Source organism: Paenibacillus odorifer (assembly GCF_000758725.1).
Lineage (GTDB): Bacteria > Bacillota > Bacilli > Paenibacillales > Paenibacillaceae > Paenibacillus_AQ > Paenibacillus_AQ odorifer.
Genome location: NZ_CP009428.1, coordinates 221,111 through 240,677, shown reverse-complemented (window position 1 = coordinate 240,677; position 19,567 = coordinate 221,111). Strand labels below are relative to the sequence as shown.

13 protein-coding genes are annotated in these 19,567 nt (G+C 42.8%); 4 read left to right on the top strand and 9 right to left on the bottom strand.

Annotation, left to right across the window (positions count from 1 at the left end):
- Window positions 1-96: 96 nt before the first annotated feature.
- Complete coding sequence (locus PODO_RS01120; protein ID WP_038568166.1) at window positions 97-4,443, bottom strand: bifunctional 2',3'-cyclic-nucleotide 2'-phosphodiesterase/3'-nucleotidase; 4,347 nt, start codon at window positions 4,441-4,443, stop codon at window positions 97-99.
- Between the two features lie 686 nt (window positions 4,444-5,129).
- Between PODO_RS01120 and PODO_RS01110 the strand changes: the two genes are divergently transcribed.
- The gene (locus PODO_RS01110) at window positions 5,130-5,567 is read left to right on the top strand and encodes a hypothetical protein (RefSeq protein WP_038568163.1); all 438 of its coding nucleotides are present in this window, start codon (window positions 5,130-5,132) and stop codon (window positions 5,565-5,567) included.
- Between the two features lie 36 nt (window positions 5,568-5,603).
- Here the strand turns inward: PODO_RS01110 and PODO_RS01105 are convergent, their stop codons facing one another.
- From PODO_RS01105 to PODO_RS01070, 8 genes are all read right to left on the bottom strand, one after another.
- Window positions 5,604-6,518, bottom strand: a complete 915-nt coding sequence (locus tag PODO_RS01105) for a polysaccharide deacetylase family protein (protein ID WP_036687200.1) — start codon at window positions 6,516-6,518, stop codon at window positions 5,604-5,606.
- Entirely contained in the window at window positions 6,490-7,812 is a 1,323-nt protein-coding gene (locus tag PODO_RS01100; protein WP_036687199.1) for an MFS transporter, read from the bottom strand. The genes PODO_RS01105 and PODO_RS01100 overlap by 29 nt, the downstream gene beginning before the upstream one ends.
- A gap of 155 nt (window positions 7,813-7,967) precedes the next feature.
- Window positions 7,968-8,501 carry a DUF1854 domain-containing protein gene (locus tag PODO_RS01095; RefSeq protein ID WP_052096710.1) on the bottom strand — a complete coding sequence of 178 codons (534 nt, stop codon included), beginning with the start codon at window positions 8,499-8,501 and terminating at the stop codon, window positions 7,968-7,970.
- Window positions 8,494-10,689 (bottom strand): ABC transporter ATP-binding protein, encoded by a 2,196-nt coding sequence (locus PODO_RS01090; protein WP_038568160.1) that lies wholly within the window; start codon window positions 10,687-10,689, stop codon window positions 8,494-8,496. Before PODO_RS01090 ends, PODO_RS01095 begins: the two co-directional genes overlap by 8 nt.
- Window positions 10,690-10,849: 160 nt before the next feature.
- Complete coding sequence (locus PODO_RS01085) at window positions 10,850-13,231, bottom strand: phosphoketolase family protein (protein ID WP_174890031.1); 2,382 nt, start codon at window positions 13,229-13,231, stop codon at window positions 10,850-10,852.
- Between the two features lie 293 nt (window positions 13,232-13,524).
- Entirely contained in the window at window positions 13,525-14,247 is a 723-nt protein-coding gene (locus PODO_RS01080) for a GntR family transcriptional regulator (RefSeq protein ID WP_036687196.1), read from the bottom strand.
- Window positions 14,248-14,334: 87 nt separating this feature from the next.
- Window positions 14,335-14,523, bottom strand: coding sequence for a hypothetical protein (locus PODO_RS01075; protein WP_036687195.1), 189 nt, complete (start codon window positions 14,521-14,523; stop codon window positions 14,335-14,337).
- 115 nt (window positions 14,524-14,638) lie between these two features.
- Window positions 14,639-15,337, bottom strand: coding sequence for a GyrI-like domain-containing protein (locus tag PODO_RS01070; RefSeq protein ID WP_235219546.1), 699 nt, complete (start codon window positions 15,335-15,337; stop codon window positions 14,639-14,641).
- A 119-nt stretch (window positions 15,338-15,456) separates the two neighbouring features.
- On the opposite strand from PODO_RS01070, the gene guaD reads away from it, so the two are divergent.
- The 3 genes from guaD (at window position 15,457) to PODO_RS01055 (ending at window position 19,566) form a co-directional block, all read left to right on the top strand.
- A complete protein-coding gene (gene guaD / locus PODO_RS01065; protein WP_038568158.1) occupies window positions 15,457-16,821 on the top strand; it encodes a guanine deaminase in 1,365 nt (454 codons plus the stop codon).
- Between the two features lie 38 nt (window positions 16,822-16,859).
- Window positions 16,860-18,212 (top strand): uracil-xanthine permease family protein, encoded by a 1,353-nt coding sequence (locus PODO_RS01060; protein WP_036687191.1) that lies wholly within the window; start codon window positions 16,860-16,862, stop codon window positions 18,210-18,212.
- 202 nt (window positions 18,213-18,414) lie between these two features.
- Entirely contained in the window at window positions 18,415-19,566 is a 1,152-nt protein-coding gene (locus PODO_RS01055) for a glycosyltransferase (protein ID WP_038573993.1), read from the top strand.
- Window position 19,567 lies beyond the last annotated feature (1 nt).

Genomic DNA, 19,567 nt, shown 5'->3' with positions numbered 1-19,567 from the left:
AGAGTATTGGTGCCACTTATACTTTCTTATATTTAAAAAAAGTGTATCGATGCCCTCACGAGGATCATCGATACACTTTTAGTTAGAACAATAGAATTATGATACTTGTCCAAGCATGCGATAGATGATAACCGCTGCTTGAGCGCGATTAGCTATACCCTTAGGTGCAAATTTCCCACCATCAACACCGTTGACGATTCCCAATTGAGTTAGCTGTGCGATAGCCTCTTGTGCATAAGGAGCAATACTGGATTTGTCTGCAAACTTACCCAATGCTGCATTTTTATCAATCGGCTGTAGTTTGTCTTTCAGTGCGTTAGCAACCATAATGGCCATTTCTTCACGAGTCACTTCACGACCCGGTTCAAATTTGCCATTTCCAGAGCCTTGTACAAGTCCAGCCTTCACCGCAAGGGCGATAGAATCCGTGTACCAAACTCCTTGTTTAACATCGTTGAACGAACTGGTTGTTGCTGAACCCGTAAGATTCAGTGCGCGTACCAGCATCGTAACGAACTCTGCTCTAGTCACTGTTTTGGTTGGCGCAAAAGTATTTGCATCCAGACCTTTCAGAATGCCCTTAGCAGCCAATGCTTCAATAGCTTCTTGCGCCCAAGCTACCTTACCCAGATCCTTGAAGTTTGCTGCTGGCGCAGTAGTTGGTGCAGGTGTTACCGTTGGTGCTGTTGATGGTGCTGGTGTTGCTGTTGCTGTTGGTTTCGCGGTTGGAGTAGGCGTTGGAGTTACACCGGTAGAACCGCCTCCACTGCCATTGCCCGATCCCGAATCAGCCTTTAATTTATTAATAATACGTCCTTCAATGGCCGCTTTAATCTCTTTGCCATTAAACGTTTTTACAATGTAGTCGTAGAATACGTCCAAATCAATAGGTCCAGCCAATGAATCACTAGCTTGAGTCAGAACCTTGTAGTTATCTCCACCCGCAGCCATAAAGTTATTTACTACTGCTGTATATTTCTGCGTAGGATTAATTGGTGTTCCATCAGTTAGTGTGAGGCTCGCAATACGATCAGCTACTGGCAGATACATATTCGCTGTATATTTCAGTCCGGAAATTTGCAGCGTTTTGATATCTGGTGTTCCATCAGCTTTTACATTCCATTGCTGTTGCAGCAATGTTTTGATTTGCGCTCCGGTTAGTGTCAGCTTCACAAGCGTGTTGCCGAATGGCTGAATTTTAGCCAGATCGCCGAAGGTTACAGGACCTTTCGGAAGGTCCGCACGGATACCGCCTGGATTCATAAAGGCGAAATCGGCAGCTTTTGCACCATCGCCGAAGTCAGCATTACGCATAGAGTCAGCAATCAGATTCCCAAGTGCAGCCTCATTATTGTAAGCATCGGTACGAGTGATAGTTCCGTCCGTTGTACCTACTGGTTGGGTAAGCTCAGGATGCTTCTCAAGGTAAGCATTAACCAGTGCCACACTTTCCGGATCTGGTGTTACACCCTCATGGAAGGTGGAAGTTACCACAGCAGACTTATCCTTCACATCACCTGTTTTAGGATCAATGATCAACTTGATATCCTCAAATGCTGTACCGTAAGAATAAGCTTGTACAATCAGCTTGCCGTTTACTGTTCCATTTGCAAGTGCATGGTTATCACCAGCAACGATAACATCAACAGGGGATTCCGCAGGAAGCGCATTGGCCAGATCAGCCGCTTCACCTGTAGTCACACCATCTTTGGTCGTTGCAGGATCATGTGCAAGCACGATAATCGTCTCAACACCTTTAGATTGAAGCTCCTTAGCGTATTTCTCCACAGCCGCCACTTCCTCCTCAGGCGTGAGGAAATGCACGCCGGCCGTACCGGAAGGCGCTACCTTGCTTGGTGTGGATTTTGTTACAAGACCAATAAAGCCAATTTTCACACCGCCTACTTCTTTGATTACATAAGGATTAATAATTGGCTCGCCAGTTTTGGCATCCACTGCATTCGCATTAACATAATCAAAATCAGATCCAGCATGGTTAACTTTATTATCCTTAGGGTCGATACCACCATAAAGCTGTGTCATCAGTGCATCAACACCTTGGTCAAATTCGTGATTACCAAGAGAACCCACATCAAATTTCATCATGTTCATCCAAGCATGAGTCGGCTCATCGCGCTCAAGGGATGATACTGGAGCGGATGCTCCAACGGAGTCACCATTATGGAAGAGTAATGAGTTCTCATACTTTGCACGAGTTGCTTTCAAATAAGTCGCGAGATAGGCTGCTGTGCCTACAGACTTATTGTTCACTGTAGAAACAGTGTCGAGTTGACCGTGGAAGTCATTAATTCCAAGAAGGTGAACCTCCACATCTTCCGTCGGTGCAGGTGTCTTCACACTTAGATCTAGCTTGAAAATTCCAAAGCCCTTATTATCTTGCTGTCCAGTATCGGAAATGTTCGCTGGGAGTACATTTGCCGCTTTAGGTGTTGTTGTAAATGTAACATCAACATTGCCTTTGATAGGTGCCAAGGACCAGTTACCATCAGCAGTTGGATCAATCGTACCAGCTTCACTGATGTAGTCCATCAGAACCTGACGATTCTCATCTTGAGAGTCTACAACCAGCTCTGCACCTTTAACACCCGGGAAGTTCCCGCCACCACTTGCGCGGTAATTGTTAGTAACAACAATGAAATCCTGATCTAGATCTAAAGGTTGATCATTGTAAGTGACATCCGTTACACGACTCGAAGAAGCATCATTAATCGTACCATCCGGATTGTACTTCGCGTTTTTCGTCACATCAATTTTATATTGAACCCCATCGATTACATCGAAGTTAAAAACCGAAAATTTCGTATTCAACAGAGACTGCGGAGTCGAGATCCCTGGTTTGATGCGGTTAAATGCGCCCGCACTCATTTCCAACCATTCTTTCACAACAGAACCCTTAACTTTGATTGCTTTAAGGGTATTATCATATAAATACAGGTCACTTGCGCTACGAATAGTCAAGTCACCCTTATCAATACTGGTGTACTCATCAGGTCCGTTGCGTCCTGCTTTAAAAGGAGCACCAACACTAAGAATGGCAAGGTCCTTATATTGAGGAACATTGATATCAATATAATTCTGAACGTACCACTTTTGTGCATACGTAACAAGTTGAACCGTAGGATCATCCTGAACCATTGCGAAATAGCTGTTCATCGGAGCTGTTGTAACACCCAGCTTTTGTCCAGTATAAGCAATAGTAGCCTCATGTGCTGCTGCAACAGCTGCATCTACAGCCGCATCAGGCTCAACCAGTGGTATATTCACTTTATTCTCTGTCTTATAAATAGAACGAGCAGAAGCTTTTGAACTTTGCTTGTCTACCGTCCAGTCATTACCATCGTATACAATGTTCAGATCGATTAGACCCAAATAAGCTCCGCCGTAACCAGCTTGTACAGCAGGCGTACCGTTAATGTGACCATTCACATTATCGATCACAGCCTTTTCGTTTGCATACGGTTGTTTAGTAACAGGATCTTTGAACGACGCGTCCAACGTATCGTTATTCCCTGTTGGGAATACCTTATGCGTATGAGAGAACGTAATCGCATCAATATCAGGAACCTTACTCAAAGCGTTAATATCATTCTCAGAACCGTCTCCTGTAACGGCGTTAACATCAAACCCCGTATGGGCCATAGCAACAATAACATCTGCTCCCTTAGCTTTCATTTCAGGAACAAATTTTTCTGCCGTTTTAGCAATATCTTCAACGACAACTTTGCCTTCCAGATTAACCTTGTCCCACTCCATGATTTGAGGAGTAACTAGGCCGATTAGACCAACTTGAATCGTCTGCTCATCGCCGTTACTATCCGTAACTTTCTTAGGAAGAATAACATAAGGCTGATAAGCATTTGTAACGCCATCCATTTTATATATATTCGCATTCACATAATCAAAATTGGCTCCAGTAGTCATCTCATTACCAGTGCTACCGTTTATCGTACGATCTAAAAATTGTAATCCATAATTGAATTCATGATTACCAAAAGTCGCAGCATCATATCCCATAGCGTTCATGGCTGCAATCATCGGATGGATATCAGTAACATTAGTAGGGTCCTTCAGATCCGATTCCTTCGCCACATAAGTACCTAGCGGAGTTCCTTGAATCAAGTCCCCATTGTCGAGTAGGAGGGTGTTGGGTTCTTCACTTTTGGCTTGTTTCACCAAGCTTGCTGTGCGGTCAAGACCGACAGTTACTGAAGCTGCATTCTTAAAATAGTCCCAGCCGTAGACATTGGTGTGCACGTCCGTCGTGCTCATCAGCCGGAGTTTGGCTGTGGCTGCGGATGCTGCTTCAGCTTTATCTGTACCCCAAGCTGCACCCAAACCAATACCTCCAAACACCTGCAAAGAAAGCACTGCAGTTGCTAATACAGAAGCAATCGGCTTATTCCATCGTGTCTTCCATCCCATAATAATATTAGTCCTCCCTATCATTTTCACATAATTTCTGTGATATTATATCACACAAACATAACCAATTATCATATAATTGTAAAAATAATATAAAACTATGTTAAATATAATAACATAAGAAGAAAGACCTAGACTTATGAATCCGTTTTTATAGGTCAAGAGTCAATAGATGCAAAAAGAACACATCTTCACCAGATGTGTCCTAAAAACAATCCTATATAAAGTCTAGAAAAGTCGAATCTATATCCGGCACTACTTTTTACCCATTCATAGCAGTAATCCCAAAACAGATTGCAGTTATTAGAGATAAGGGTGTCATCACAAGTTTTTCTTTCATGCTCCTCGACAATAAGTTCATTATAGTATTAAGAATTAAATAGACGGCAAAAAAATAACATACCCTTCTATCAAAAGGTAATCCAATAGAGATCACATTACCTGCCTGCAATAAGTACAGGATGGCAATTAGCTGTATCACTACTGAAACTCCACACGCGACTCTCATTTGTGGAGGCATAATTCTATGCCTTCCTCCCATTGCAAATTCCCCATAAGGCAGTCCCAGAGACAGCAGTACATAAAGAATCACTGCTCCCAAATATTTTTTTATGATGAACCAGCACAAGCAACACAAAAATATCTGAGTAATATAGAAGTAAATAGACCAATGAGGTGATCCGCAAATGGCAAATACAACGAAGATTCGCAAACGTGCTGAACAGCTGAAAGGTAGACCCGTATGCATTACGCTACATGATGGACGTACGTATGTAGGATGGATAACCGGCCTCGATAAGAATGGACTGACCCTTTCCAAACCGCGTAAAAATAAACACAAAAAATCAAAAAAACACTCTTCTTCCCGCTCTCGGAAAGCAAACGTATCAGGATTAATGCCCTTATTCGGCTCACTTTTCGGAATGGGTGGAGGCGCTCTAGGCTCCGCAGGAGCAGGGGCTGCCAGTTCCGGAGGCGGTGGATTTGGCGGATTCGGGGGGTTCGGAGGAATCGGCAACTTTATTGGAATGGTACAAAAAACTATGCCGGTTATGAAGATGGGCTACAATATGATTAAATCTATTTCCCCCTTCCTTAATGGGCTAAAAGGATTAATGGGATAATCAAAAGACACCCCTCAAGGTGTCTTTTATTTTTGCTCATGAGCTTATCAGTTTCTTTAACAATCTGCCTGCAGATCTTAACCGTGGACGCTTTAGTTGCTCCTGTACATAACGATAATTCGTCATTTCAACCTTAGCATCACAGAGGGCATAGGTAAAATCATCATCAAAGGGTAACTTATACTCCCAAACGCGCTTACTCCAGTGCGGAATATTTGCTTGCATCCATGGATCGTCTATCCCGGGATGAATATAGGTCTCACTAACGCCATCCGGCAACGAATACAGCTTAGCAATAATAGATCTTTTAAAACTTTCATACGTCTCGCCTTCCTCTACACCAAAAGGATGCGACAGCAAATAGTCGGGAATCGGCACCCCAAACGTATCCGCCAGCCCTGCTCCAAGGGCAACTGGTCGTTCAATATTTTTCAGCGATGCCAAAAGCGGATCCTCAGCATGGATGTATCTGAAGAATCGTGAGGGCAATCCCCAGCGCGAAATTTTCCACAGCGTCTGCGGAAGCAAGCTGCGTCCTGTTTCCATTCCGTATAAACTACCCATGTGGTTGTCTACATGGCTAATCACTATTCCCGACTGTTTTACTCGCTCGTACTGCGCATCTATCTCCTTTAGTACAGCTTTCGTCTGCGCCCCCAGTTCGAACTCTTTTACCGTCCTATATTGATGTCCGCTCTCGTCGTGAAGAGAAACCTCTCCCGTCAGGCTTCCCCAGCGCAAAGCCTCAAATTCACTAGTCATCGTCAAGTGCAGTCCCACATTTCGTTGTTGCCTGCGACTACACCATGCAGCTGCCTCCTCAAACCCAGGGGCCACCGCCATAATCGTTGCGGAGGATACTTTTTCCTCTTCCAGCAGATGTTTAATCGCCTGATTCATGGGGGGACTTTGCCCAAAATCATCACAGTTGATGATTAATTTTTTGTTCATAGTCAGCTTCACCTCTCAAAGAGTCCATAAATGTAAATTTCATTGTGAAGGATATGACAACAGCTATGGCCAACAGACATAATGGCACCACACTTATTAAATACCTAAATGTCGCTTCAGGATTGGACCCTGGGTCATCGCCGCCTTGATAGCCAAAAATCATACCTACAATGAAAAAAGCCAACGCTGAGATTAACCCGCTTGAACGAGTGATGAATCCGCTTACAGCCGTATAGATTCCTTCTCTTCTCAGACCTGTTTTTTCCGCATCCTCATCAATAATCTTGCCACCTACTATTGCTGGGGTCACTAGAAATCCGGCTAATCCGAAACCGACAACTACGCCAGCAGCCACGCCACTTAAGAGGTCATAACCAAACCATAACGGAATTACCGATAATGCATATAAAATCAGCGATAACCGCCACGCCTTGACCCCGTCCATCTTACGAATCATCCAGTACCACACGAATACTAATGGAATGACCGAAACAAACACAGCTGCGAGTAAAATCGATACCTGAGCCTCTGAGATATGAAGTACATATTTTGCATAAAAAGGGATCATCGAGCTTACAAGTCCATTCACCGTTTGAGCAAAAGAGTTCGAAATATTAAACACCCAAAACTTTTTATTCCGAATGGTCTCCCGAAAGGCCGGAATCAACTTCAAGGGTTCCTGCTCGGTGGGCTCCTTCTTTTCTTGGACATTCATCATACATAAAAACATAAACACTCCAAAGAGACAGGCATACACTATAGCCATATTAGAGAAATTAATAGCTGCAAAAATAATTGGCGTTAAGGCAGTACCGATTAACAAAGCAACGACCTGATAGCCTTGCTGAATCGCGGAAGCTTTTGCCCGAATACGGTCTCCTCGGAAGAGCTCCGGGAGTAACGCTCCATAGTTCACCCACAACACAGTAGCGACTGCCTCATAGAAAATAAGTGTGACTAAAAACCAAGTGAACAATCCATTCTCAGATAATCCGCCGGGAGGGGAGAAAACCAGTACAAATGCCAGCATAAATAACGGAATTGAGCCAAATACCCATGGTCTGCGTCGACCTAAACGAGTATCTGTGCGATCTGACCAATAACCAAATAACGGATTGTTTACCGCATCCCAGATCAGAAAGATTGTTCTGGCTAATGTAGCAAGTCCAATGCCCAATCCTAATTTTTCTACATAAAAGTAACTGTAAAATGAACTAAATGCCTGACTTGGAACCATCATCGCAAACATCCCTAAAGCAAAGGTGTACGGCGAATTGATCCATTTACGCTTCACTCACATACCTCCCATATGGAAAAGATCCGGTTGTAATATATTACCATACCAATGAGAGAACGCCATCAATTTTTTCCTTCGTAGAATCTACGGATAAAAAAAAAGAGGCTCCGCAGACCATCAACAAATGGCTGCGGAGCTTTTTCACAACTAGACTATAAAACATCCTTCAGCTTGCTCCGGCTCTGAACATCCAGGGCTAGATAATCACGGATTTCGCATCTTTTCCCATTGATATCTGTAAGAATGATTCGCTTATGACTTGGATACTGCATATGCTCGTGCAGGTTCCGCATAACGATCCGGGTCTGGCCCAGATTCGTTTGCAGCTCCCAAATCCACATATCCGCTTTTTGCTTAATAGAATCAATGCGGGTTACAACCGGGAGAAAATACCGCAGCCGGAGCTCTGTATCCACTTCCACCCGACTTTCTTCATCGAGCTGATCAATGTCACGTATGACCCCGATCTCCTCACTCTTGGAGTTACGAACTGAAATATACTCCGTGGTATATTGGAATGGAAATATACGAAAAAGAATTAATTCCTCATAGACCTGACCCTCCACTACTCCTTGAAACACGCCACCTTGACTGCGGCTAAAAGAGATTGCACCCGGTTCAAGAATGTTAATCTCATAGGGATCTTTAGGATTCAATTCCCCGTTAGCAAGATTCGGATCACTCATGCATCTCAACCCCCTTAATCTGCGACATTTCCTTCTGTGCCTCAACTAGCTTGAAGTAAGCACCTTCTGCAGCAAGCAATTCCTCATGTGTACCCACTTCAATGATCTTCCCGCGTTCAAGCACTACAAGCCGGTTCGCATTTCTTAGCGTGGATAATCGATGGGCAATCGCGAATGTCGTTCTGCCTTTTACCAGTCGCGAGATCGCTTCTTGAATTTGCCGCTCGGTCACTGTATCTACAGAAGCTGTTGCTTCATCTAGGATTAGAATTCGTGGATCGTGAATTATTGCTCGGGCAATAGACACTCGCTGCTTCTCTCCACCAGACAATTTATGTCCACGTTCCCCAACTCTTGTATCATAGCCATCCGGCAATTGAACAATAAAATCATGGGCGTTGGCGATTTTTGCAGCGCGCATGATTTCTAATTCCGTAGCGTCCGGTTTAGAATAGGCAATATTCTCAGCAATCGTTCCGTCGAATAGAAACGTCTCCTGCAGCACTACACCGATCTGACTACGCAGATCTGACTGGCTGATATTTCGGATGTCCACACCATCGATGGTAATGGTTCCCTCATCTGTGTCATAGAAGCGACAGATCATATTAATGAACGTCGACTTACCGGCACCTGAATGTCCGACCAGACCAATCATCTCGCCCGCACCCACTTTTAAATCCACGTTCTTGAGCACAGGATGATGTTTTTCGTATCCATAAGTAACCCGCTTAAACTCAACCTCACCATTTACGCGGCCGATGGCTGCTGGATTTACTGTATCAGGCACATCTGACGGAGTATCCATAATCTCAAAGACCCGATCTGCTGCTGAAATCGCATGGCTGGCCCAGTTGATCATTTGGCTCACCCACTGCAAAGGTCCGAGAAGCATCCCAAGGTAGGTCACCAAAGCAATTAGCGTACCGATGGATAATTGACCCTCCAGCACCGTTTTTCCGCCATAAAACCAAATTAATAACGTACCCACACCAGCAACCAACGCAAAAGCAGGAAACATCCCCTGCCATAAGCCTTCGATCCGAATATTATGCCGCACCAACTCCTTATTGGCGACCGTATAACGTGACATCTCTGTTGTTTCCTGGCCGAATGCTTTGACTACACGAATCCCCTGCAAAGAATCGCCAACCAAAGCGTTTAATCTAAAAATAGATCTCCACTGCTGGTACCAACGTCTGCCAATCATCGGCCATAACACGGTCGACAGCACCACCATAAGCGGCATAGGCAGCATAGCAAGCAGCGTTAGCTTCCAATCCATACTGAACATAATAGTGAAAATAGCGATTACCCGCAGCGATTCACCCGAGACCCAGATTACACCGTCAGTCATAAATTGCCGCATCGCCTCTGAATCATTATTCACCCGTCCAATAAATTGCGAAGATTGTCTTCGGTCGAAAAAAGATAAAGATAATTTCATCAAGGAATGATACACATCATGACGAAGATCACCCATGATTTTGGAACCAATCCATACCCCTATAAGTCCACGTACAGTCTGCATTAAAGTTATTACTAAGGACGTGGCTGCTAGCCCGATCACAATCCATAGAAGCGTCGAGCCCATATCCTTTTCTGTCAACACATTATCAACGATCATCTTCGTCAAAAATGGTGGAACAAGCTCTACCAATGTAGTAAAAATCAACATAATCGCCGCAGCGATCATTTGGATCTTATAAGGCTTAGCGTAACTCAACATCCGAAATAGAACCTTGCCGTTACTCTTGCACACCGGACAAGCTTGTGAATCTTCCGGCAGCGGATTGCGGCATTTTGGACAATTTCTTGGAAACTCTTTTTCAGAAGCGGTTGGCCGTTCCTCGCCTTTAGCTACAGCGCCAATTAATTTAGCAGCAAAACCAAATATAGAGGTAAGTGATGCTGTATAACGTATAAGTATAATCGGCCCCGCTTGGGTATCCACAAGCAACGAACCGCCGCCTACCCCGCCTACTACCCGGGCATCGGTAATATTCGAGACTAGAAGCTTTGAGACCAGTTTCCCGTCCGTCCCCCAAACGGAAACCTCCTTCTCAGTCAATACAAGCCACTGCTCACCGAATTGCCCATCTTTCATTAAATCAGATACAGAGTGAAATAAAGGTTGTTCTGCAAGCTGTATTTCTATAGACTTGGGAAGTTTATCAATAGATGTCATACATTTCTCCCCTTTCTTTACCCACCTATTTACTCACATATATTTACAGTGGTAAAGATGAAAAAATGATTATAATTGTTTTGTATGGTTATTTAAACAAATAAAAAGACACCTCTAAAGGTGTCTTTTTGTATTACTTCCTATGGTACTGGCTATACGTTTATTTCAAAGCTTTCCATACCCAGTTCTCTACTTCTGGCAAATCAATACCCTCTTCACGAATGAATTGGTGATGTTTCTTAACGATAGCATCCATTTCATCTGCGATCGCTTTATAGTCGTTAGCATTAGGCAAGCTCAGAACAGCTTCCTTCGCCAAGTCAAAGCGGTCCATTTGATTCAATACGCGCATATCGAATGGTGTTGTGATATCGCCATTCTCGCGGTATCCGTGTACGTGCAGGTTATGGTTATGGCGATCAAAGAACAAGTCTTTAATCAGACCTTCATATCCGTGGAAAGCGAAGATAACTGGTTTATCTTTTGTGAAAAATTGATCAAACTCTTCGTCAGATAAGCCACGCGGATCTAATTTTTGACTTCTCAGTTTCAACAAGTCTACCACGTTGATATATCTAATCTTAAGGTTCGGCAGTTTTTCATGCAGGATAGAGATTGCAGCCAAGCTTTCGATAGTTGGTTCTGTACCTGCAGAAGCAAAGACAACATCAGGCTCTCCACCTTGATCGGTGCTTGCCCAGTCAATAATCTTCAGTCCTTTATCCACCAGCTCTTGTGCTTCATCCGCACTGAACCATTGTGGACGAGGATGTTTGGAAGAAACGATCAAGTTAATTTTTTGACGGTCATTTAAGACGGTGTCAAAGACAGCCAGCAAGGAGTTCGCATCAGCCGGCAAATACTCACGGATAAATTCTGGTTTTTTATCAGCCAAGTGACCTAGCAAACCTGGATCTTGGTGAGTGTAACCATTGTGGTCTTGTTGGAATACAGTTGAAGTTGCTACCACATTCAATGATGGAATATCCGCACGCCAGCTTTGATCTGTTGCTTTACGCAGCCATTTGAAATGCTGAGTAATCATCGAATCCACGACACGCAAGAAAGCTTCATAGCTTGCAAAGAAACCATGGCGACCTGTCAATACGTAACCTTCAAGCAAACCTTCTGCCTGATGTTCAGACAATTGGGAATCGATAACACGGCCATAAGAAGCTAGGAATTCATCATTCGGCTCAATCACTTGATCCAACCATTGACGTTTCGTCACTTCAAAGACAGGTCCCAGACGGTTGGACATTGTTTCATCCGGTCCGAAAATTCTGAAATTGCGGTTCTCTTCGTTCAGAGAGATAACATCTTTCATGTATTTACCCAGAACGGCCATATCTTGTGCTATTACTTCACCTGGTTTGGAATTATCAAGTGCGAACTTACGGAAATTGGGTAAGTTTAGATCTTTAATCTGGTTGCCAGCATTAGTAACTGGGTTCATTCCCATACGTCTGTCGCCAGTTGGCAGAATCTCAGCAAGTTCAGCGTTCAGACGACCATTGTCATCAAATAATTCTTCTGGTCTATAGCTGTTCATCCACTCCAATAACGCTGGAGCATGTTTCATATTCTTTTGATCCACTGGAATCGGCACCTGATGGGCACGGAACGAGTTCTCATTCGGAACACCATCCCATTGCTTTGGACCCGTCCAGCCCTTAGGAGAACGGAAGACCAACATTGGCCAAACCGGACGCGTAAGGTCATTGTTGTCACGTGCATTCTTTTGAATCGCTTCAATTCTTTCTACGATGGTATCAAGCACCTTAGCCATTTCTGGATGCATTAGATCAGGATTTTCGCCTTCAACGAAGAACGGTTCCCAACCCATACCTTTAAAGTATGCAGTAATTTCTTCTTTGGATTGACGAGACAGAATCGTCGGGTTACTGATTTTGAAACCATTTAAGTGCAAGATCGGCAGAACTGCACCATCAGTAACTGGATTGATGAACCGGTTGGAGAACCATGAAGCCGCTAATGGGCCAGTTTCAGCCTCTCCATCGCCAATAACAACAGCGGAGATTAAATCTGGATTATCCAGAATTGCACCTACACCGTGGGATAGAGAATAACCTAATTCGCCACCTTCGTGGATCGATCCAGGTGTTTCAGGGGCAGCATGGGAAGCAACTCCACCTGGGAAAGAGAATTGTTTGAACAATTTCTTCAGACCTGAGATATCTTGTGTAATTTCCGGATAAATTTCAGTATAGCTACCATCGAGATAGGAGTTCGAAACCATGACCTGACCGCCATGACCAGGACCCTCGATATAGAACATATTCAAATCATATTTAGTAATGACCCGATTCAAATGGGCATAAATAAAGTTCTGGCCGGGAATAGTTCCCCAGTGTCCAATTGGCTTAATCTTTACGTCTGCTTCTTTCAGCGGTTCTCTTAACAACGGATTATCTTTCAAATACAGTTGACCTACAGAGATGTAGTTAGTTGCGCGCCAGTATGCATCAAGCTTCTCTAAATAAGTTTTTGATGAGTAATCAACATCCATGGATAATACCATTTCTTCCACTCCCCAAAATTTTTTCTGTGTCTACATTGCCGTAATTTCTTCCACAAGTACATCATACCGCCGCCAAAAATTAATTCAACCTTTTCAACAAATGATACGGTCCAATTTTGTGAAAATATGAACATAGTATGAAAAACGGTGTCAATTGTCTGTAAAAATACGTCAATATTAATATATATGTAAAAATATGGGCTGTAGTTTGCGGGGATATTTGCTACTCGTCCTTCATCTATTTTGCGCAAAATAAAAAAAATAAGACCGAGAAAAATTCCCCAGTCTTACTTTTAATGAACGGACACAAAGGTATTAAATTTTAAGTATTTATAGTGGAAGCGCATATGGGAGAATTCAAAGGGTGTGCCATTATCTAAAAAGAAAATCCCTTCCATAATGCTTACTGGTTCATTCGCCTGCAAATGCAGCAGCTCTTGATCCGTAGCCTCAGAGGGTTCTGCGGATATCGATAAAAAGGATTTGGTTACCGCCAGGTTCCGTGAATCCTCCAAATAATTAAAGATAGATCCTTCAATAATAGTCTGATTTAAGTTCTGCACGATTTTGATTGGGATATAACCCGTTTCAATCATAAAGGGTTCATCATCAAAAAGACGCAAGCGAACGATTTTGTATACAAAATCATGTGGTCCTAAAAACAGATCCCGTTGCAGTTCTTCCGTTGGTGGAATGACCTCGAATTTCAGAACTTTAATCTTTGGCTTCTTCCCATTCATTTGAAAATTGTCGGTGACACCTAAATTAGAGCCTTCGTAGTTAAAAATAGATTCATTTTTTATGTATAAAGGATTTATAAATGTCCCTGAGCCACGCTTTTTAAAAATAATGCCGGCATTTGCCATTTTAGTCAGAGCACTTTTAATAGAACTACGACTCACTTGATAAGTTTCACTAAGCGTTCGTTCATCCGGTAATTTCATGTCGGGAAACTGCCCAGCAAAAATTTTCATTTTTAAGTCATCAATAATTTGTTTGTAGACAAACTGTGTCATGAAGTACTCCTTTTCAGGTCGATACAAGTTTTATTTCAATCTTTACTATAACATAATAACCAGACGTTTATAATCTATCCGGCCAGCTTATTTACGTCGGCGATTTGTCATGCGATTGTACATCACTAAACCGGCAATGACCATGCCCAGCGTCCCCATACTACTTGCTGATTCAGCCTGCATACCAAACAAAATACACAGGTTAGTGACCAAGCTTTTTGTAAGTACAGCAACAATAATTAACATCAACGGGCGCCAAATGTTGTATCTTCTCATCCAGGCAACACTCCTAATCCAATTTTCTCAAACTATCGATCGATTTCATCTATTATATCACAAGATGGTAACCGCATTCATTTCCTATAACCGTAAAGGAATCGAAGCCGACCTGCTATTTTTTATTAATTCTATATCTTAAAATGGTTTTCAACTTATCGTGTTCTACTTTTCTAGCATCCGACAGATAAATTTCTCTATGAACAAGCGTTTTTAGCACATAATTGTTTTCATCTATAAACATTTTTAATTGTTGGAATGATTCAGGTTCACTATCATATGAACCAATATGCAAGATTTGCACCGATAAGCCATCTTCTAATTCATCAAAATATGCCTCTTTCAATAGGGGGTGAGGTTTCTTTTTATTTACTATCTCAAAAGCTCTTTCTACCGTCTCTCTTGTTACAAAATCCGGTTGTCTTATCATTATTGTATATAGTAATTCATCTTTTATTAAATCCTTGTGATTTCTACCTTCCTCTGTCAAATCCCATAATCCTTCGAGTGGATATACCGTATAATCAAAATAACCCTCCGGAGTAAATCCATTTTTAGGCATCATTTTCACCGCATAGGACAGAGAGTATAGAACCCCGACTCTTTCTAAAAAATCCTCATGATTAGGATTACCTTTACCTTTTATACAGATGAATTTCTGTTTCCCAACTTCTAATAATTGCGGCTTAGCTTTGGGTTGATATAACTCCTTTTCATGCTTTCTATATTCATGTTTTGGCATTTTGCTTCCCCCTATCTTTTTCTGTATTCTAGCATAGCGAACATGACGTCTATGCGTCATATTCGGTTTCAATTCCTCCGCTCCTCCTATCCGTCAATTACGCCTTTATTCGACTTTTGGTCTGGACTTATCCTTTTTCACGGATTATAATAACGAATGCACACCAAAAGACGAACATTAAGGCGGAAATCATGAGAAAATATATGCAAATATTCCTAGGCACTTCATTTTCTAGCCTATCCCCAAAAGAAATTCAAATTTTAAAGGACCATCTCTTCTGTATCAACACGGATGGGATGATAGAAATGATTGTTGCACCGAAGCACCCCGACTATCAACCCTTGCTTGATGCTTATCAAGGTCAGGACAATTTTCATGTATTAGCTGAAGGCCAGTATTTTTTGCCCGGCTTTATCGACCTGCATGTTCACGCGCCACAATGGGCTCAATCTGGAACTGCATTAGATATTCCACTCTATGATTGGCTAAATACTTATACCTTCCCACTGGAGTCTAAATTCTCGGACCTGGCTTTTGCAAAAAAAGTCTACGATGACGTGGTTGGCACTTTGCTCGCAAACGGAACAACTACAGCACTTTATTTTGCAACGGTGCATAAAGAGGCCAGTTTATTATTGGCTAAAATATGTGCGGAAAAAGGGCAACGTGGACTCGTTGGAAAAGTGGTTATGGACGATCCGCAGGGAAATCCTGAGAATTACCGCGACTCCGACACCCATACCGCACTAGTGGATACGGAAGAATTTATACTAGCTGTACAAGAACTCGCTAAATCTACTAAACAAGGCGTATATCCAGTAGTGACACCAAGGTTCATTCCAAGCTGCACTAATGAGGCTTTACAAGGCTTGGGAGAACTAGCCGCTAAATATGATACGTATGTTCAATCGCACTGTAGTGAAAGTGATTGGGCGCACGGTTATGTGCAAGAACGGTTCCAGAAAAACGATGCTTTTGCCTTGCATGATTTTGGTCTGCTCAGTGATAAATCTGTAATGGCACATTGTAATTTTTTAGATGAAGATGATGTGAATTTGTTTGCAGAGACAGGAACAGCTATTGCTCATTGTCCGATATCCAACGCGTATTTTGCCAATAGTGTTATTCCGATCGCTGACTTCCATGCCAAAGGCGTGGAGATTGGTTTAGGCTCTGATATTTCCGGAGGTTTTTCACCTAGTCTCTTCGATAACATTAGACAAGCCGTAATGTCTTCAAGAATGCTGGAGGATGGTGTGAATCCTTCCCTGTCTGCACCAAATCGCGGAGTACCCGGATCACGGATTACGATCCATGAATCCTTTTATCTTGCTACCGCTGGCGGCGGGGAAAGCTTAAGCTTACCTATCGGCCGGTTACTAGAAGGTTATACCTGGGATGTTCAAATTATTGATACGAAATTACCGTCGGCGAAATTGCCCATCTTTGATGAGAATGAGGATTTGCAAGATATTTTTCAAAAGATAATGTATCTGGCCCGGCCTGAAAATATCCGTGAAGTCTGGGTACAGGGTGAAAAAGTTCATTCGCGTTAAAGATTAATTAAACTAAAAAACTTAAGGTGGGCATCGGAGTGAAAACACAAGCAAACGTACAAGAGCAAGCACATTTGGAATCACAGCTATTAACTGTCCTACCCGATGAAAAAGTTTCATTTAGTAAATCCGTCATTCTCGGTTTTCAACATGTATTGGCTATGGATGTCTATGTAGTGCCATTCCTTATTGCGATGTTAATCGGCTTACAACCCAATCAGTCCAGCGCGTTAATCCAATCCACCTTTATTGCCGCAGGACTTGCAACGATTGTGCAAACCTATTTCTGTATGAAGCTGCCTATCGCTCAAGGTCCTTCTTATGTTCCGCTTGGTGCGATCGTCAGTATTTATGCGGCTAGTGGTGGCGGGGAGCTCGGTTGGAGCTCCGTGTTAGGTGCCAGCTTAATCGGGGCCATCCTGGTTATTATTTTGGGCTATGCTGGAATTTTTAATAAAATCGTCAAAAACTTTATCCCACCTATCGTAGGAGGCACAATCATTTTCATTGTAGGTCTATCTTTATTGCCTGTTGCGATCAGAGATAATATCTACGGAGCCTCCGGCGCTTCAATTAATCAAAACGTATTATTAGCCCTTATTTCAGGCGCTACACTGCTTATTTTTGTGATTCTCGGTACTTTGTTCCGTAATAAAGGATCTATCTTCCGAATTCTTTCCGTAATGATGGCGTTAGTAGTCGGATGTATTTCCGCTAATATTATGGGCGTTTTAGATTTCTCAGCGATAAGCAACGCTAAATGGTTTAGCATGCCGCGGATCGCTTTTGTTGATTTCGGCTTTTCCTTCAACTTTTCAGCTATTATCACCATGGTTATTATTTATATCGTGCTGCTGGCTGAAACAACAGGCACCTGGTTTGCGGTCAGCAATGTAATCAATAAACCTTTGACAGACAAAAATATTAACCGCGGCGTAATTGGAGAAGGAATTGGCTGTCTTATTGCCTCTGTGCTCGGTTCGACTCCTGTTACAGGTTATTCAACTAATGCAGGGATCATCTCCATTACAGGTGTTGCCAGCCGCCGGGTCTTTCTCGCTGTAGGAGGATGGTTTGTCCTCTTTGGTTGTTCTGGTAAACTCGCCGCTTTGATCTCTTCCATTCCATCCGCTGTAATCGGCGGCGTCTTCGCCATCATCTGCGGCATCATCGCAATTAATGGTGTGCAAGTAATGAAGAATGTAACTATCGGCGAAAAAGAAATGTACATTATTGCCTTACCTATGATCATCACCTTGGCGTTGGTACTCATTCCTGGTGACTACTTGAACTCTTTACCTACATTCGTGCAGTATTTATTAGGCTCACCTATCCTAGCTGCTTCATTGGCAGCGATCTTATTGAATAAATTATTACCTAGTGGAAAATAGAAAATAAAAAGGAGCAGCCCCTAAAGGAATCGATAGATCTCCTTTAGGGGCTGTCTTTTTTAAAGATCATCCCATATTGGCCCCTGTCCACTGCCTATTTCGATCCTTAAAGGCGTTTGACTAGACCAGGCTAAAGTCCCTGAATATATTGTTATTATTTATCCTATTCAAGGGCTTTTATTAAATGGTGGGGGTGATCATTCTGGCTATCCGTTACAGCATCATAATTCCAACCTATAACCGACTTCAGCAGCTGCTACTTACACTCACTTCATTCGAGACACAGACCTATCCCAAGGATCGATTCGAGGTGATCGTCGCAGATGACGGTTCTACAGATGGTACCAAGGAAATGGTCGAAAGCTTTCAAACTTCTTATCCGCTTATTTATGTCGCTCAGCAGGAACAACGCGGCCGTTCTGCCGTGAGAAATCTGGGGCTGAGTCAGGCAAAAGGGAAATACGTCATCTTCTGCGATGCGGATTTTCTAGTATTCCCTGACTTCATTAGGATCGTAAACCAGTATCACCGTAAATATCCTAAGTCCATAATTTCAGGTATTCCACACTCATGGGATGACGCTTATACCCACTACTACCCAGACTTTTCTCCTGAAGAAAAAGAGCATTGCCGCAATACACTTTCGCCTTCTAACTTATGGAATCCCGACTTCGAATCAGCGACTGAAATCATCCCATTAATCACACCCAATGATATCCTTCAGCAGACGGAGACGTTATCAAAAGTCACCTTTCCCTCAAGAGTTCCTCCAAATACTAAAAAACAATTTGCCAGCACAGATGTAGCCCCTTGGATGTTACTCGTCACACGTTGTGTGTCCATAAGACGCAGCCAATTAACTCGTGCTGGAGGTTTTAATGAACAGTTTATCCTCTATGGACTCGAAGATTGGGACCTTGGGTATCGACTGCATCGATTAAAAATCCCTTTTCACAGCATCAAAGAAGTTGTCGGCGTTCACCAAGAACATCCAACCCACTTCAGAGGAAACCTCATAAATATTGAGAATCTAAAAATCATGTTCAAAAGCTACGGGTTCAATGACTCCTCCCTAAATCTGTTCGCCCTTGTTCCCCCAAACGAAGACTTAGAGAAGTATAAACATACTTTACGGGTCTTGCGCAGAGGATACCGAACGAAGTTAACCCGTTCATCAGCAATATTAATGAGAAGAACGTTACGGATTGCCGCCAAACAGCTCTATGAACCCAAGGATACCGCCGTATACCAAGAGTCGTTAAGACGGATAAGTGTAAAAGTAAAGAGAAGAAAAAGCCGGGTTGCCCGGGTTTTGCGAGAGATTTTGGTGAAGGCTGAAAAACTGGGAGAATGAT

Coding starts and splice junctions, on each gene's coding strand:
- PODO_RS01120 (WP_038568166.1), bottom strand. CDS start 4,443: ATGGGATGGAAGACACGATGGAATAAGCCGATTGCTTCTGTATTAGCA.
- PODO_RS01110 (WP_038568163.1), top strand. CDS start 5,130: ATGGCAAATACAACGAAGATTCGCAAACGTGCTGAACAGCTGAAAGGT.
- PODO_RS01105 (WP_036687200.1), bottom strand. CDS start 6,518: ATGAACAAAAAATTAATCATCAACTGTGATGATTTTGGGCAAAGTCCC.
- PODO_RS01095 (WP_052096710.1), bottom strand. CDS start 8,501: ATGAGTGATCCGAATCTTGCTAACGGGGAATTGAATCCTAAAGATCCC.
- PODO_RS01090 (WP_038568160.1), bottom strand. CDS start 10,689: ATGACATCTATTGATAAACTTCCCAAGTCTATAGAAATACAGCTTGCA.
- PODO_RS01085 (WP_174890031.1), bottom strand. CDS start 13,231: ATGGTATTATCCATGGATGTTGATTACTCATCAAAAACTTATTTAGAG.
- PODO_RS01080 (WP_036687196.1), bottom strand. CDS start 14,247: ATGACACAGTTTGTCTACAAACAAATTATTGATGACTTAAAAATGAAA.
- PODO_RS01075 (WP_036687195.1), bottom strand. CDS start 14,523: ATGAGAAGATACAACATTTGGCGCCCGTTGATGTTAATTATTGTTGCT.
- guaD (WP_038568158.1), top strand. CDS start 15,457: ATGAGAAAATATATGCAAATATTCCTAGGCACTTCATTTTCTAGCCTA.